Source organism: Novosphingobium nitrogenifigens DSM 19370 (assembly GCF_000192575.1).
Taxonomy (GTDB): domain Bacteria; phylum Pseudomonadota; class Alphaproteobacteria; order Sphingomonadales; family Sphingomonadaceae; genus Novosphingobium; species Novosphingobium nitrogenifigens.
In genome coordinates, this window is record NZ_GL876935.1 from 47,109 (window position 1) to 62,454 (window position 15,346).

A 15,346-nucleotide genomic window follows, 5' to 3' on the forward strand; every position below is an offset into this window, starting at 1 on the left:
CGCTTTTCCTCCTTTGCCGTTTAACCATGCCAAGCAGCCGGAGAGCCGCAACGCCCTTTTTGGCAAATGGGGATGTTTTCCCCAGTTATGATGCAAATTGTCCCAAGTCGGAGGCAAATAGTCAGCTCACGGCTCTTCGCCCCGCGCCATGCCGCCGGGCCAGAACCGCAACAAAAACCAATGCAGCCACCTGCGCCGCAACCAGCCCCCAGAACCCCGCACGAAAGCTGCCCGTCGCATCCCGCGCCATGCCCCACAGGATCGGTCCGACAAAGGCGCCCGTCTGGGCCATGGTGTTCACCATCGCGGTTGCCACCGCCATTTCCCCCGGCACGACCAGATCGGTGCACAGCATCCACATCGACAACGTGACCGACCCCCAGGCCAACACATAGCAACCATAGCCGATGAGGCCCGCCGTCTTCCCGGAAAAGAGCGCAAAGGACATGTATCCCGCCAGCACGATCAGCGCACTGATCGCCAGAAACGGCATCCGCGTCCCCACCCGGTCCGACGCCCACCCGGTCAGCAGCATCCCGGCGGCTCCCGCAAGACCTCCCGCACTCACGAGATAGCCCACGCTTGGCGTCGACCATCCCGTCGTCAGTGCCAGAATCTGCGGCTCGGACAAAGTGAACGTGAAATAAGCCCCGCCGGTCAGGAACCCGACCATGCCAAGCAGGAGAACGGCCGGACGCCGCAACGCGACCAGCGGATGATGATGCCCCCGAGGCCCGGCTTCTGCCGCATCGCGGGCAAGCTCACCGGCCAACCAGGCCTTTTCCTCTTCGTTCAGCCAGTCGACCCTGTCCGGCCCGTCGGGAAGCAACCACAGCACCAGCAAGCCGACGAGAACGGCGGGCAACCCCTCCACGCAGAACAGCCATTGCCAGCCTTTGAGCCCGGCAACCCCGTCGAGCGCGAGGAGCCAGACCGAAACCACCCCCATGACCACGCGCGTCAGGGGACCGGAAATATAGAACCGGCTGATCGCCCTTCCCCGCGCCGCCCGGGGGAACCACAGCGACAGGTAAAAGATCACCCCGGGAAAGAACCCCGCCTCGGCAAGACCCAGCAGAAACCGCAGGACGTAAAAGGTCGTCGCATTGCGCACGAACATCATCGCTGCCGCGATCACCCCCCAGGTGATCATGATCCGCGCGATCCACAACCTTGCCCCCACGCGTTCGAGCAGGATGTTGGAGGGCACCTCGAACAGCGCATAGGAGAGGAAGAACACCCCGCCGCCGATGCCGTAGACCGTCGCGCTGAACCCCAGGTCGGCATTCATCGTGCGCGCCGCGAAACTGATGTTCGAGCGATCCATGAATGCGACGAGATAGGCGAGGCCCAGCAGGGGAATGATCCGCCACCCCGCCCGCGCAAGCACTGCCCCGCCGTCGACCCGCTTCGAATCCTCCACCGTCCTGCCGCTCACGTTTTCCCCACCGTGTCTCGTTTGGCGGGGACTATGGCGCGGCGGTGGCGTGCCTGCCAAGCGGCATTCGCACGACTCTTCTATGCGGCAGCGTTGATCAGATGTTGTCCTGTCCGACCGTTGCGATCAACGCAGCGACCGTCCGGGACACCTCGGGATGCCCGGCAAAGCCCAGATGGGTGCACCGCACCGGCAGGGCGACATCGCGTTCGCCCGGACGCCCGCATGAACTGCGCGGAGAAACGATCCCGTCGCGCGGACTCCACAACGCGACCGTGGGCACCGGCGGCTTGTCCCCGAAACACCGGTCACCGACCGGCGGCGCATCGACCGGATGACCCGCAATGAACTGATAGGCGCGCCAGGCGTTGTTGGCGCGGCGATCACCGGAAAACGGCGTCCCCATGGTGATCACCATGGCGACCGCTTCGGGATGGCGATGGGCAATTTCGCGCGCGAACAGTCCGCCCAGACTCCATCCGACCAGAACCAGCGGCTGGCCTTCGCGGCGGGACAGTGTGACCACCCGTTCGCACAGACGCGTGAAACGATCCTCGCTCGGTCCGAAATTGAAACCCAGCCCCCAGTCGCTGACGCGATGGCCGGCAGCTTCCAGTGCCTTGCCAAGTCCCCGCATCCGCGCCGGATGCGTGCCGAAACCGGGCAGCAGCATGACCGCGCGCGCATGGACAGGCTCGCTCTCGCACGCCTCTTCGCGACGGCGCCCGGCGGCCCAGAGTTCATAAGGCGTCTTCAGTTCGGCCAGCAGGCGCGGCAAGGCCGGACCGCGCGCATCCGACGGGCGCGGCTGGAACGCGAGCGCGCCGCGTCTTTCGACTTCCCGCCCCCAGGCCGCGATCCGCGATCCGGCATCACGCAACGGCGCCAACCCGTCGACCACAGCCAACCGGGGCAAACCCATCCGGGGAAGAGGAAGTCGTTCGAGCATCGTCATGGTCTGCGCTCTGTCGGATCAACGCAGCATGAACACCAGCTATTTCGGATTGTTTCAAATTGATGTCAGAAATCTCCCACAGCACCATCATGGGAAAATTTTTTCCATCACTCCCGAACATCGTCCGGCTTGCACTCCCCGACATGACGGGACTCGGCAACAACGTGCATTTTCATGGCCTTGCCTGCCATTCCATCCTCGGGCCCCATCGTGCTGCCGACGTTGATGTCCATGGTATAGCTGTCGGGAGTATAGACGCCGTTCATTGTGACGGTGCTGTGCCCGTGCTCTCCGGAACAGACGAGATTCGCGGCAATCTTGCCCCCGCCCATCGAGAAATCCTTGTAGCGGCAGTCCTTGTTCTCCTTGCCGAAGAACTCGGCATCGGGCTTGGCCGCCTTTTCCGGTGTAAGGCAATTGCGCGTCTTGTTGGCTTCGCCCGTCGCCCGCGCCGTCATCGCCTGCTTCATGGCATCGGCCATTTCGGGCGGCATCCCCTCGACCGAAACGTCCATTGTCCGGATCGTGGTTTCCCAGGCGCCGGGATGAAACTGGATCCCGGCCTGCGCGACTTTGGCCCCGACTTCGCCGACCGTCGCATTCTGCGCCTCGACAGTCTTGCGCTGCCCACAAGCCCCCAGCACCACCACACCCGCGACCAGCACGGCGATCGTCGACACTTTCGTTGCCCAATCTCTCGTTGTCTGGCCCCTCATTGTCTGCCCCATGAGTCGTACCCCCTTTTTCCCGCGTCCGGCATAGCAGAAAACCACGCGCGCCCCTCGCTCCGATTGCACAAGCGGGAACCATTCCCCATATTGCCGTCATCATGGCAGAACTCGTCATTCGCAGGGGGCTTGCCGAGCCCGACACCACGGGCACGTTCGTGCCGCACAAGCCGCATCGGCCGGAAAAGTCGGAAGGCGGGAAGCCTTTCACCGTCGTGTCCGACTATCAGCCCAGCGGCGACCAGCCGACCGCAATCGCCGATCTCGTCGCCTCGATCGAGGATGACGACCGCACGCAAGTGCTGCTTGGCGTCACCGGCTCGGGCAAGACCTTTACCATGGCCAAAGTGATCGAGGCGGTGCAGCGCCCCGCGCTGATCCTTGCCCCCAACAAGATCCTCGCGGCGCAACTCTACGGCGAATTCAAGAGCTTCTTCCCCGACAACGCCGTCGAATATTTCGTCTCGTACTACGACTATTACCAGCCCGAGGCCTATGTGCCGCGTTCGGACACCTACATCGAGAAGGAAAGCTCGGTGAACGAGGCGATCGACCGCATGCGCCACTCGGCCACGCGCGCCTTGCTCGAACGCGACGACGTCATCATCGTCGCCTCGGTCTCGTGCCTTTACGGCATCGGCTCGGTCGAAACCTATTCGGCCATGGTCTTCGATCTCAAGAAAGGCGACACCGTCGACAGCCGCGAGATCATCCGCAAGCTGGTCGCCCTGCAATACAAGCGCAACGACCATGCCTTTGCCCGCGGGTCGTTCCGCGTGCGCGGTGACAATCTCGAAATCTTCCCCTCGCACTATGAAGACATGGCCTGGCGCGTCAGCTTCTTCGGAGACGAGATCGAGGAAATCGCCGAGTTCGACCCTCTGACCGGCAAGGCGGGCGCGCGGCTGGACCGTGTGCGCGTCTACGCCAATTCGCACCACGTCACTCCCGGCCCCACACTCAAGCAGGCGATGGACGCGATCCGTTTCGAACTGTCTGAACGGCTCAAGGAACTGACTTCCGAAGGACACCTGCTCGAAGCGCAACGGCTGGAACAGCGCACCAATTTCGATCTAGAAATGATGGCCGCGACGGGATCGTGCGCGGGGATCGAGAATTACAGCCGCTTCCTGACCGGGCGCCTGCCGGGCGAACCGCCGCCGACCCTGTTCGAATACCTGCCCGAGAACGCGCTGCTGTTCATCGACGAAAGCCACCAGACGATCCCGCAGATCGGGGCGATGGCGCGAGGCGACCATCGGCGCAAGATCACGCTCGCCGAATATGGCTTTCGCCTGCCCAGTTGCATCGACAACCGCCCCCTGCGCTTCAACGAATGGGACGCCATGCGTCCGCAGACGGTGGCCGTCTCGGCAACGCCCGGCTCATGGGAAATGGAACAGTCGGGCGGAGTCTTTGCCGAACAGGTGATCCGCCCCACCGGCCTGATCGATCCGCCGGTCTTCATCCGCCCGGTCGAGGATCAGGTGCAGGACTGCATCGCCGAATGCCGCGCCACCGCCGAAAAGGGCTATCGCACGCTGGTCACCACCTTGACCAAGCGCATGGCCGAGGACCTGACCGAATTCATGCACGAAGCGGGCCTCAGAGTCCGCTACATGCATTCGGACGTCGAAACGCTCGAGCGCATCGAACTGATCCGCGACTTGCGGCTGGGCGTCTATGACGTGCTTGTCGGCATCAACCTGCTGCGCGAAGGGCTCGACATTCCCGAATGCGGCCTCGTGTGCATTCTCGACGCGGACAAGGAAGGCTTCCTCCGTTCGGAAACCAGCCTGATCCAGACCATCGGCCGCGCCGCGCGCAATGTCGATGGACGCGTGATCCTCTATGCCGACCGCATGACCGGCTCGATGGAACGCGCGATTGCCGAAACCGATCGACGCCGGGCCCGGCAACAGGCCTATAACGAGGAACACGGCATCACCCCGGCGACGATCAAGCGTCAGATCGCCGACATCATCGCCGATACCGCGAGCCGCGACGGCGTCGTCGTGGAGCTGGAAGACGAGGAAACCACGCACCTCGTCGGCCACAACCTGCGCGCCTATATCGAGGATCTGGAAAAGCGCATGCGGGCCGCCGCCGCCGATCTGGAATTCGAGGAAGCCGGACGCCTGCGCGACGAGATCCGCAGGCTCGAAGCCAGCGAACTGGGCCTGCCCGAGCACGAGCACAAGGCTCCGATTGTCGGCCGCAGCAACGAGGGCAAGCCCGGAACCCGCAAGACCCGCTTCGGCAAATCCCAACGCAAATGGGGGCAAAAGAAATGACGACAGGGTCAACGAGGGGGCCTTCCCCGGCTTGCGAACACCCCGACAGAGGGGGTATGAATTTCGCCGTGACGACTTCCATGCCTTCTCGCCGCCTTGCGGCTGCCCTTTTGCTGGCTCTTCCCGCCGCACTCACGCTCGGCGCCTGTTCGCGCGTGGTTCCTGCGGCCAAGGCGCAGGCAGAGGAAGGCCCGCTCGACGCGCGACGGCTGGAACTTCCCGCCAACGAAGCTCCGCCCGCCCCCGCCAATGCCGACGGCAAGGCAAGCTGGTCGCTCGAGGGCAACACTGCCCGCTTCGGCGTTGCGGGGACCGATCCCCTGCTCACACTCGCCTGTGCAAACGGACAACTGGTCATCACTCGCCCGATCGCGGCCGAAGTCGGCGCAAGCGCTCTCTTCGCGATCGAAGGCCCGCGCAAGATCATCCGCGTGCCCGTCGATGCCACCGCACTTCCCGGCCAGCGTGGCTATGTCTGGCAAGGCAGCCTGCCCGGCGCGGACAAGGACAACGACGTCTTCGACAGCCCGTTCACCGGCACGCTCCCCGGCGGCGGCCTGATCAAGGTCACCGCAGGCGACGCCGCCCGCGAAATCGTCCGCCGCTGCCATGCCCAAGGCGCCGCGACCAAGGCGTGATTGTCTCAAATCATTCTGAAATTTTCGAATAATACCAAGCTGCGGTGATCGTCTCTCACCGCAGCTTTGGATAAGTCAGGTATCGAAACCAGGCATTCAATCCTCGAAGTGCGCGAACGTTTGTCGAAATCCGACTACAGTTCCGCGTCGAAAACCAACCCTCCGCGCACCTGTATCTTTTATGCAATAGTCAAACCGCCCCAAGCATCGCGACACCGACAGGTTGTTGCGAATGATACGAATTGCCCGCATCAAATGGCCATTCGTATCTTTGGGGGACACGATGCACAGCCACAGAACTCGTTCGCCATTTCGATTCCTGGCGTCAACAAGCCTGCTTCTTTCGGCTCCATTTCCATTTGCGACGATTGCGACCGCGCAAACAACGACACCTCCGGAAAACACCCGACACGCCGCGCCCGACACAAATGACGACCAGATTGTCGTTACCGCCTCACGCATCGCCCATGCCAAAGTCGTCGACCAACCTGTCACGACGCTGACCGGCGCGACAATCGACGCCATGGGCTACACCAATATAGGCACCGCCCTGACCCAGCTTCCCGCTTTCGGTGTTCCCGCCAACGGCCCCGTCGGTTCACAAGGCAGCTTCAGTGCAGGCGAGACATTCGTCAATCTGTTCAATCTCGGCGCACAACGAACGCTGACGCTGGTCAACGGCAACCGCTCTGTCAGTGCCGCGAGCAGTTCGCTGTTCGGACCTGTTGCCGGCGATCCGGTCGACCTGTCCCAAATCGCTCCCGACCTTGTCGAACGGGTCGAAGTGGTGACCGTCGGCGGCGCGCCGATTTACGGGTCGGACGCGATTGCGGGCACGGTCAATGTCATTCTCAAGAAGAATTACGAAGGCATCTCGGGCACGGTCTCGGCCGGTATCTCGAAATACGGGGATGGACGAGACACCAACGGCTCGCTGCTTTTCGGTCGGAATTTTGCCGAAGGTCGCGGCAACATTACGCTCAACTTCTACTACGACCGCCAGCATGGGATCAGCGATGGGCAACGGCCCGACATCGTCGGTGGAAATTCGCCCTTCACCGGCTCGGCCAGAACCAATTCCGCCGGTTATACGCATCAACTCTATTCGGGTGGAAAGCGCTACGGCCTCTTTACCGATGGCGGCCTTCCGCTGGTGGCGGATTCCTATCCAATCCTGGGAACCAGTCCTTATGCTTCGGTGACCGACGCCAACGGGAATGCCTTGCGCTTCAACCGCAACGGCCGCCTCGTGCCCTTCGTCAACGGCGCCGCGACCGGAAGCGCGCTTTATCAAGCAGGGGGCGACGGCTTTCCGATCGCCAACTACGACAACTTCCTTGCCGATACCGAACGGTATTCGGCAACGATGCTCGCCCATTACGACATCACCGACCATATCCAGATTTTCAGCGAAGTATGGTGGGGGCGCAGTTTCGGAACCAATGTCTCGTCGCAACCCTATTATTCGACCGCCATTTTCGGCAATGCCGGAGAGCTGAGCGGAAATCTTGTCTTCAACACGTCCAATCCGTTCCTGAACGCGGCCGACCGTGCCACGATCGAAAACGCACTGGGCGGCCCCGGCACGTTCTACCTCGCCCGCGCGAACACCGACCTGACCACCGGCCAGTTCCGTTCGCGGACGGACATCCTGCGCGTCGTGACCGGACTGAAAGGCGATTTCGAAGCAGGCGAACGCAAATTCAATTGGGACGTGACCGTCAATTACGGTCGATCGGTCTCGGCCACCACGTCGCGCGAACTCAATCTGCAAAACTTCGCAAACGCGCTCGATGCGACGACCGATGCCGGGGGCAACATCGTTTGCGCCGGAAACCCGGTCAATTCACCCTATCCGACTCTCAGCAGCACTTGCGCCCCGCTCGACGTCTTCGGCACCAATACGGCCAGCGCGGCGTCTGTCGCCTATGTCACATCGATTGCCCAAACTCACCAGGTCAACACGCAATACGACATCGTTGCCGACATCAAGGGGGACATCATCCGCCTGCCGGGCGGCTTCGCCAAATTTGCCCTCGGTTACGAACAACGGCATGAAACCGCCCATTTCGACCCCGGTGCCTTCTTCTATGGGCAAGTGGCCGACGACGGGTCACGCACGCAATACGGCCCATCGACTACAATTGACCCGGTCGGCGGCGCCTTCACCACGCACGAGGCCTTCGGCGAACTCAGCCTGCCGCTGATTTCGCCATCCAATCACGTCCCCTTCGTGCATCGCCTCGAAATCAATGGCGCTGCCCGCTATGTCACCAACAGTTCGACCAGCAATTTCTGGGCCTATACCGGCGGCGGCACATACGCGCCGGTGAGGGACATCACGTTCCGCGGCAACTACACCCGCTCGTTCCGCGCTCCGGCCCTGACCGAACTCTATGCCCCACGCGGGACCGTCTACGACACCGGCAACGATCCTTGCGATCACCGCTACATTCAACAAGGACCGAACCCGGCACTGCGGGCAGCCAACTGCGCGGCGGCAGGCCTGCCGTCGAATTTCACATCGAACATCGTCGACTATACCGTTCAGGGCACCAGCGGCGGCAATGCCGGACTGCAAAATGAAATCGCCAGCAGCTGGACCGCAGGCGCTGTCATAGAGCCGCATTTCATCCCAGGGCTTCAGATCACGGCCGACTACATCAGCATCAGCATCGCCAACGAGATCGCCACGCTCGGACCAACAGACCTGATGGACGCCTGCTATGACAGCCCGGGCTATCCCAATTCATTCTGCAACACCTTCACTCGCGATTCGACCGGCCAAGTGATCGATTTCGCCGAAGGAAACTACAATATCGGGGCCGAGAACTTTCGCGCCCTGCAAGGCGCGATCAGTTACGACCTCCCCCTGCATCGGGTCGGCCTGCCCGAACGGTTCGGGGCGCTGTCTTTCCGCGCCGACTTTCTCCACACCTACCGCCATTACTATCAGGTCGGCACCGGGGACCTGCAAAAGGTCGCGGGCGGCATCACCGACCCCATCGACAATGTCACCGCAACGATCACCTATAACAACAAGCATTTCAGCTGGCTGTGGCAGGGGATCTATTACGGCCCGACCCGCCTCGATGTGAACGCTCCCGACAGCACGTACCAATACCCGCGCCAGTCGCCCTACCTTGTTGTCAACAGTGCCATGAGCTTCATCGTCAATCAGCACTACACGTTCTCGGTCAACGTGAACAACGTCTTCGACCGAGGCGTGCCATTTCCTTATTCAACCATCTTGAACAGTTCGAACCGCTACTACGATGCGATCATGGGGCGCTATGTGCGCGTCTCGGTCAAAGTAAAATTCTGACCGACACGTCAGCACGGAACAAAAGCACATCCCTTAAAAAATCCGGCGCACATCGGGTGATGTGCGCCGGAAGTCAGGGTGAAGGAGAGGTTTCGGGCAGTCAGAAGTCGTGGCTGAAGCGCAGGCCGAAACTGCGGGGTTCGCCGATGTGCCGCGAGACGTTGTCGATCTGGCGGAAAGCGTCGGTCCAGTAATACTTGTTGAAGAGATTGTTCACGAACACCGTTGCCTGCCAGTGCCCGTCGCTGCTGCGGATCCCTGCCTGCGCATCAACCAGAGCATAAGGCGCGACGCGCAAGAGACTGTAGGGATAGAGCGAAGCGGGAGCGACGGCGCCGAATGCGCTCGAAGTTGCCGAACGGTACGAAGCATTGCCACCGATGAAGACCTCGTGGCGCTGCGTCACCGCGTGGTGATATTCAAAGCCCCCCTGCACCGTCCATTTCGGCGTGAAGGGAAAGGCTTCGCCCTGGAAATTGGCCGGAGCGCCGAAGGGATTGTAGTTGTCGAAGCTCGACGTCACCTTGGTGTCGAGGAACGTGACCCCGGTATTGAGAGTCAAACTGGGGATCGGATCGACACGCAGGCTCGCTTCGGCCCCGACGACCCGCGACTTGGGCACATTGACCAGCGCCTCAACCGCCCCGAACACGCCGAGCGGATCGACAATGCGCCCCCGGAACTGCTTGTTGCGATAGGAATAGTAAAAAACCGAGGCGTCGAGATGGGCGATATGCGTGCCCAGGTTCGACTTGAGCCCCACTTCATAGGCGGTCAGCGATTCCTGCTTCACCGGCTGGAACGAGGCATAAGTCGTGGCATTGATATTGGGGAAACTCCCCGACTTGTAGCCCCGGCTGATCGTTGCATAGACAAGCGTGCCGCGCGCAGGCTTGAGATCGAGGCCGGCCCGCCACGACGTATTCTGCTCGTCGAGACTGGCGGCATATGGGCTGCCGACAGTCTTGTCGGGCAGGACCGTGACGCAGGAATAGGCCTGCGCCGGGGACGCGCCGGGATTGATCCGGCCAAGGATCAGATTGGCGCCCGGTGCGAAGAGACCATCGATATCCTTCATGCACCCGCTGAAATCCACGCTCGACCAGGTGTGGCGCGCACCTGCATGGAAGGAGATCCACGAATTGAGCTTGAAATCGACATTGCCGAACACGGCCTTGGTCAAGGTCTTCTGGTTGGTTGGAACTTCCACGCCCAGGAACGGCGCGCCGGTGATCGCGACAAAGGGATTGGCGCTGGTGCTGTCGGGCAGGATCGACCGATTGTTTTCCCAAGTGCGGTCGTTAGCATAGAAACCGCCCGCGACATATTGCAGGCGCCCGTCCGCCGTGGCGCCCGACGCGCGCAATTCCTGCGAAAAGCTGTTGATGCGCCCGACCTGCTGCACGGCAAAGACATTGAGCACGCTGCCGTCGGTATCGCGATAATCGCTGAGGTCGAAATGAGACAAGGAGGTGATCGAGGTCAGCTTGAGCGCGGGCATCAGTTCGGCATCGATGCGCAACGCCCCCTGCACGAAGTTTTCATCGACCCGCAGCTTTGCTTGCGGCGACCATTCGACCAGCCCCGGCCGGGCCGGAACCGGCGTCTGGGCAAGCAGCGCCGCACTGGCGCGCGAGGGCGTCTGCGGCGTCACCGCGACCAGCGCAGCGGCAAGCGAGTCCGAACGATCGCGAAAGCCGTTGAGGTTGAGCGAGACCTTGAACGTCGAACTCGGCTTCCATTCGGCCAGGAAGCGCCCTTTGAGAATATCGGCCGATCCGTTGCGATCTCCGCGCGACACGCTTTTCTGCCACGCGCCGCCTTCGGTCGCTTCCCCGGCAAGGCGCACCGTCAAGGTATTGGTGATCCCGCCCGAAACGTGCCCACCGACCTGAACCCGTCCGAAATTGTTGACCGAGGTATAGATCCCCGCGGTGAAATCCTGCGTCGGCTTGGCCGCGATATAGTTGACCGCGCCGCCTGTTGAATTCTGCCCGAACAAAGTGCCCTGCGGCCCTTTCAGCACTTCCACGCGCTGAAGGTCGATGCTCGCCCCTTTTGCCGTAATCGGAAAGGCATAGCCGACTTCATCGACATAGATGCTGACCGCAGGGGACGCGCCGAGGCTTTCCTCGTAGAACCCCACCCCGCGCAACGAGAAGACCGGAGCGCCCTTCTGGCTTTGCGTATACACGAACCCGGGAACCACTTTGGCAAGATCGCCGGTGTCCGCGATGCCCTTCTTGATGAGATCGGCCCCGCCGAGTGCGGAAATCGCCATGCCGACGTTATTGATGGATTCGCTGCGTTTTTGCGCAGTTACGATGATTTCCCCAACGGTTGCGGCATCTGCCTGCGGCTGGGCCGGAGCGGCGTCCTGAGCCAGGACCGGGGTCACGCCGGTCAAGAGACCGGTCGAGAAAAACAGACAAATCATGCCCTTGCGTTTCATCGGCATACTCCTCCCAAAATACGATCCTCTGTCCCGCCGCGACTTTTTGGCGTCGCTGGCGAGTTTTCTATTTATGCAAATACATTGTCATATACATACGCAATGTCAATGCATTGCTATATCAACCTGCAACGACCCGTCGCATTGACGTCCAAGTTACTGGGAAAGGGCGGGATAATATCGGCGAAAGGCCGAACGAACCCAATCGGGAATGGGCGTCGGCGCCCGGTCGCGAATGGCGACAAAGGCCGACACACTGCGCAATTCGAAACAGTGCAGCCCATCCTGCTGCGCGGTGACGCAGAACGAGACCGAACTTCGCCCGAGCGCCACCGGCTCGACCGTGCAGTCAAGCAGCCCGCGCGGCGTCACCGGACTGCGAAACCGGCTTTCCAACTGCACGAAAGGCATGCCGAGTCCGTGCTCTTCCTGCAATTCATACCAGCCCTGCCCGTCGAGGACCGCGTGCCAGAAGACCTCGATCGACTGGATCGCGATGTCGACGAGCCGCCCGGTATAGGCAATGCCCGCCGGGTCGCAGTCGACGAAGCTGACACGCCGCTGCACGGTAAAGGGAACGCCGGTGCGCAACATGGGGCGTCAGACTTTCGCCACGAGCTCCGGCACGACCTGAAACAGGTCCCCGACAAGGCCGTAATCGGCGACCTGGAAGATCGGCGCATCTTCGTCCTTGTTGACCGCAACGATGACCTTGGAATCCTTCATCCCCGCCAGATGCTGGATCGCGCCAGAAATCCCGACCGCGAGATAAAGCTCGGGCGCAACGACTTTACCGGTCTGCCCCACCTGGCAATCGTTGGGTGCAAATCCGGCATCGACCGCCGCGCGCGAGGCACCGACCGCCGCGCCCAACTTGTCGGCAAGGCCTTCGATCAGGGCGAAATTGGCTTGCGAGCCCAGCCCGCGACCGCCCGAGACGACCACCCGCGCCGCCGTCAGTTCCGGCCGGTCGCTGACCGCCACTTCATCGGCGACCCATTCCGACAATCCGCTTCCGGACGGCACCGCAACCGTTTCGACCGGAGCCGGGCCCCCTGCCCCGACCGCGCGGAACGTCGCGGTGCGGATCGTGAAGACCTTGATCCGATCGGCCGAAGTCACTGTCTGGATCGCATTTCCGGCATAGATCGGCCGGACGAAACGATCCTCGCCCGCAACCTCGATCACGTCGGGAATGATCATCACGTCAAGAAGAGCGGCGACACGCGGCAGGACCGACTTGGCGACCGCCGTCGCGGGCGCGGCAATATGCGTGTAATCGCCTGCGAGCGAGACAATCAGATCCGCCAGAGGCTCGGCCAGTCCCTTGCCCAGCGCCGCACTGTCGGCAGCAAGAACCTTTGTCACCCCGGCCAATCCGGCAGCCTCAACCGCGGCATCACCGATCCCTTCGCCCACGACCAGGACATGAACCTCGCTCAATCCGGCAAGCGCACCCAGAGCCTTGGCCGTCGCATCCACACCCAGCGCGCCATCGCGCATGTCGGCCATCAACAATACCGTCATGGTCAGAGCACTCCTGCTTCATCGCGCAATTTCGCGACCAGTTCCTCGACCGAACCCACCTTGATCCCCGCCTTGCGCGCCGCCGGTTCGCGGGTATCCACCACCGTCAGACGCGGCGTGATATCGACCCCGAAATCGGCGGGCACACGCGTTGCCAACGGCTTGGACTTGGCCTTCATGATATTGGGCAAGCTGGCGTAGCGCGGCTCGTTGAGCCGCAAGTCCGCCGTCACCACGGCCGGAAGCCGCAGGCGGATCGTCTGCAACCCGCCGTCGACTTCGCGAGTGACGGTCACGCCATCGCCCTCGACCGTCACCGCCGACGCGAAAGTCGCCTGCGGCCACCCGAGCAGCGCCGCAAGCATCTGCCCGGTGGCATTCATGTCATTGTCGATCGCCTGCTTGCCGGTCAGGACAAGGCCGGGCTCTTCCTCGGCAACGACCTTTGCCAGAAGCTTTGCGACCGCGAGCGGCTCCACATCGTCGGTTTCAATCAGGATCGCGCGATCCGCACCCATCGCGAGCGCCGTGCGCAAGGTTTCCTGCGCCTGCTTCGCGCCGATGGACACGACCAGCACTTCTGTTGCGACACCCCGTTCTTTCAGCCGGATAGCTTCCTCGACCGCGATTTCGTCGAAGGGGTTCATCGACATCTTCACATTGGCGAGATCGACACCCGACCCGTCCGCCTTGACGCGAGCCTTGACGTTGTAGTCGATCACCCGCTTGACCGGGACCAGAACTTTCATTGCCCACCTCGTGTCAGAAAAAGGCCTGAAGGCCGGTGATGGCGCGCCCGAGGATCAGGGCGTGGATGTCATGCGTCCCCTCGTAGGTATTGACCGTTTCGAGGTTCACCATGTGGCGGATGACCTGGTATTCTTCCTGAATGCCGTTGCCGCCGTGCATGTCGCGGGCCATCCGCGCGATTTCGAGCGCCCTGCCCGCATTGTTGCGCTTGACCAGAGAGATCATCTCGGGCGCCGCCTCAGCCCGGTCGAGCAGACGCCCGACTTGCAACGAAGCCTGTAGCCCCAGCGTGATCTGCGTCATCATGTCGGCCAGCTTCAACTGGAAAAGCTGCGTCCCGGCCAAAGGCTTTCCGAACTGCTTGCGGTCGAGCCCATATTGCCGCGCCGCGTGGAAACAGAATTCCGCAGCCCCCAGAACACCCCACGAAATGCCGTAACGCGCGCGGTTGAGGCAACCGAACGGCCCTTTGAGCCCTTCGACATGGGGCAAGAGCGCGTCTTCACCCACTTCCACGTCCTGCATCACGATCTCGCCGGTGATCGAAGCGCGCAGAGACAGCTTGCCCGCGATCTTGGGCGCGGACAGGCCTTTCACCCCCTTTTCCAGAACGAAGCCCCGGATCTTGCCGCCATGGGCCTCGCTCTTGGCCCAGACGACGAAAACATCCGCGATCGGCGCGTTGGAAATCCACGTCTTGCTGCCGTTGAGGACATATCCGCCCGCAGTCTTGCGCGCGATCGTCTTCATCCCCGCCGGGTCCGATCCCGCGTCGGGCTCGGTCAGGCCGAAACAGCCGATCCATTCCCCGTTCGCCAGCCGAGGCAGGTATTTCAGCCGCTGCTCCTCGGTGCCGTAGGCATAGATGGGGTACATGACGAGGCTCGACTGCACGCTCATCATGCTGCGGTATCCAGAATCCACCCGTTCCACTTCGCGGGCGATCAGGCCATAGGCGACATAGGACGCCCCGATCCCGCCATAGGCTTCCGGCGTGGTCGGGCCGAGCAGCCCCATTTCGCCCATTTCGCGAAAAATTGCCGGATCGGTGGTCTCATCGCGAAAGGCGGCGATCACGCGCGGTTGCAGTTTTTCCGCAGCATAGGCGCGTGCAGCATCGCGCAGCATGCGTTCTTCTTCGGAAAGCTGGGATTCGAGGCGGAACGGGTCGTCCCACTCGAACCGAGCCAGATCCGGAGCATCCTTGGCCCTCAGCGTCCTCGTCTCGGTCATGTTCTT

12 protein-coding genes are annotated in these 15,346 nt (G+C 62.1%); 3 read left to right on the plus strand and 9 right to left on the minus strand.

Annotated features, from left to right (window positions below):
- Positions 1-121: 121 nt before the first annotated feature.
- From Y88_RS16435 to Y88_RS16445, 3 genes are all read right to left on the minus strand, one after another.
- Complete coding sequence (locus tag Y88_RS16435; protein WP_232281121.1) at positions 122-1,438, minus strand: MFS transporter; 1,317 nt, start codon at positions 1,436-1,438, stop codon at positions 122-124.
- Positions 1,439-1,535: 97 nt separating this feature from the next.
- Positions 1,536-2,393 carry an alpha/beta hydrolase family protein gene (locus Y88_RS16440; protein ID WP_018075638.1) on the minus strand — a complete coding sequence of 286 codons (858 nt, stop codon included), beginning with the start codon at positions 2,391-2,393 and terminating at the stop codon, positions 1,536-1,538.
- A gap of 107 nt (positions 2,394-2,500) precedes the next feature.
- Positions 2,501-3,073, minus strand: a complete 573-nt coding sequence (locus Y88_RS16445; protein WP_008071255.1) for a DUF3617 domain-containing protein — start codon at positions 3,071-3,073, stop codon at positions 2,501-2,503.
- Positions 3,074-3,222: 149 nt separating this feature from the next.
- Here Y88_RS16445 and uvrB point away from each other — a divergent pair, with 149 nt between their 5' ends.
- Both uvrB and Y88_RS16455 read left to right on the plus strand, forming a co-directional pair.
- Entirely contained in the window at positions 3,223-5,415 is a 2,193-nt protein-coding gene (gene uvrB / locus Y88_RS16450) for an excinuclease ABC subunit UvrB (protein ID WP_008071257.1), read from the plus strand.
- 68 nt (positions 5,416-5,483) lie between these two features.
- Positions 5,484-6,053, plus strand: a complete 570-nt coding sequence (locus Y88_RS16455) for a hypothetical protein (RefSeq protein ID WP_232281122.1) — start codon at positions 5,484-5,486, stop codon at positions 6,051-6,053.
- 96 nt (positions 6,054-6,149) lie between these two features.
- On the opposite strand, the gene Y88_RS19655 is transcribed toward Y88_RS16455, so the two are convergent.
- Positions 6,150-6,578 carry a hypothetical protein gene (locus Y88_RS19655; RefSeq protein ID WP_232281123.1) on the minus strand — a complete coding sequence of 143 codons (429 nt, stop codon included), beginning with the start codon at positions 6,576-6,578 and terminating at the stop codon, positions 6,150-6,152.
- Here Y88_RS19655 and Y88_RS16460 point away from each other — a divergent pair.
- Positions 6,577-9,378 (plus strand): TonB-dependent receptor domain-containing protein, encoded by a 2,802-nt coding sequence (locus tag Y88_RS16460; protein ID WP_232281124.1) that lies wholly within the window; start codon positions 6,577-6,579, stop codon positions 9,376-9,378. The genes Y88_RS19655 and Y88_RS16460 overlap by 2 nt on opposite strands.
- Positions 9,379-9,478: 100 nt before the next feature.
- On the opposite strand, the gene Y88_RS16465 is transcribed toward Y88_RS16460, so the two are convergent.
- From Y88_RS16465 to Y88_RS16485, 5 genes are all read right to left on the minus strand, one after another.
- Positions 9,479-11,830, minus strand: a complete 2,352-nt coding sequence (locus Y88_RS16465) for a TonB-dependent receptor (RefSeq protein WP_018075637.1) — start codon at positions 11,828-11,830, stop codon at positions 9,479-9,481.
- Between the two features lie 156 nt (positions 11,831-11,986).
- The gene (locus tag Y88_RS16470; RefSeq protein ID WP_008071265.1) at positions 11,987-12,424 is read right to left on the minus strand and encodes an acyl-CoA thioesterase; all 438 of its coding nucleotides are present in this window, start codon (positions 12,422-12,424) and stop codon (positions 11,987-11,989) included.
- Between the two features lie 6 nt (positions 12,425-12,430).
- Positions 12,431-13,357: an electron transfer flavoprotein subunit alpha/FixB family protein gene (locus Y88_RS16475; protein ID WP_008071267.1), complete on the minus strand. Its 927-nt coding sequence runs from the start codon at positions 13,355-13,357 to the stop codon at positions 12,431-12,433.
- Positions 13,358-13,359: 2 nt separating this feature from the next.
- Entirely contained in the window at positions 13,360-14,106 is a 747-nt protein-coding gene (locus Y88_RS16480; protein WP_008071269.1) for an electron transfer flavoprotein subunit beta/FixA family protein, read from the minus strand.
- 13 nt (positions 14,107-14,119) lie between these two features.
- A complete protein-coding gene (locus Y88_RS16485; protein WP_008071271.1) occupies positions 14,120-15,340 on the minus strand; it encodes an acyl-CoA dehydrogenase in 1,221 nt (406 codons plus the stop codon).
- Positions 15,341-15,346 lie beyond the last annotated feature (6 nt).

Bases quoted from the DNA above. Each gene is read 5' to 3' on its own strand.
- Y88_RS16480 (WP_008071269.1), bottom strand. From the start codon at position 14,106: ATGAAAGTTCTGGTCCCGGTCAAGCGGGTGATCGACTACAACGTCAAG.
- Y88_RS16460 (WP_232281124.1), top strand. From the start codon at position 6,577: ATGGGCTACACCAATATAGGCACCGCCCTGACCCAGCTTCCCGCTTTC.
- Y88_RS19655 (WP_232281123.1), bottom strand. From the start codon at position 6,578: ATGGCGTCGATTGTCGCGCCGGTCAGCGTCGTGACAGGTTGGTCGACG.
- Y88_RS16475 (WP_008071267.1), bottom strand. From the start codon at position 13,357: ATGACGGTATTGTTGATGGCCGACATGCGCGATGGCGCGCTGGGTGTG.
- Y88_RS16485 (WP_008071271.1), bottom strand. From the start codon at position 15,340: ATGACCGAGACGAGGACGCTGAGGGCCAAGGATGCTCCGGATCTGGCT.
- uvrB (WP_008071257.1), top strand. From the start codon at position 3,223: ATGGCAGAACTCGTCATTCGCAGGGGGCTTGCCGAGCCCGACACCACG.
- Y88_RS16465 (WP_018075637.1), bottom strand. From the start codon at position 11,830: ATGAAACGCAAGGGCATGATTTGTCTGTTTTTCTCGACCGGTCTCTTG.
- Y88_RS16470 (WP_008071265.1), bottom strand. From the start codon at position 12,424: ATGTTGCGCACCGGCGTTCCCTTTACCGTGCAGCGGCGTGTCAGCTTC.
- Y88_RS16440 (WP_018075638.1), bottom strand. From the start codon at position 2,393: ATGACGATGCTCGAACGACTTCCTCTTCCCCGGATGGGTTTGCCCCGG.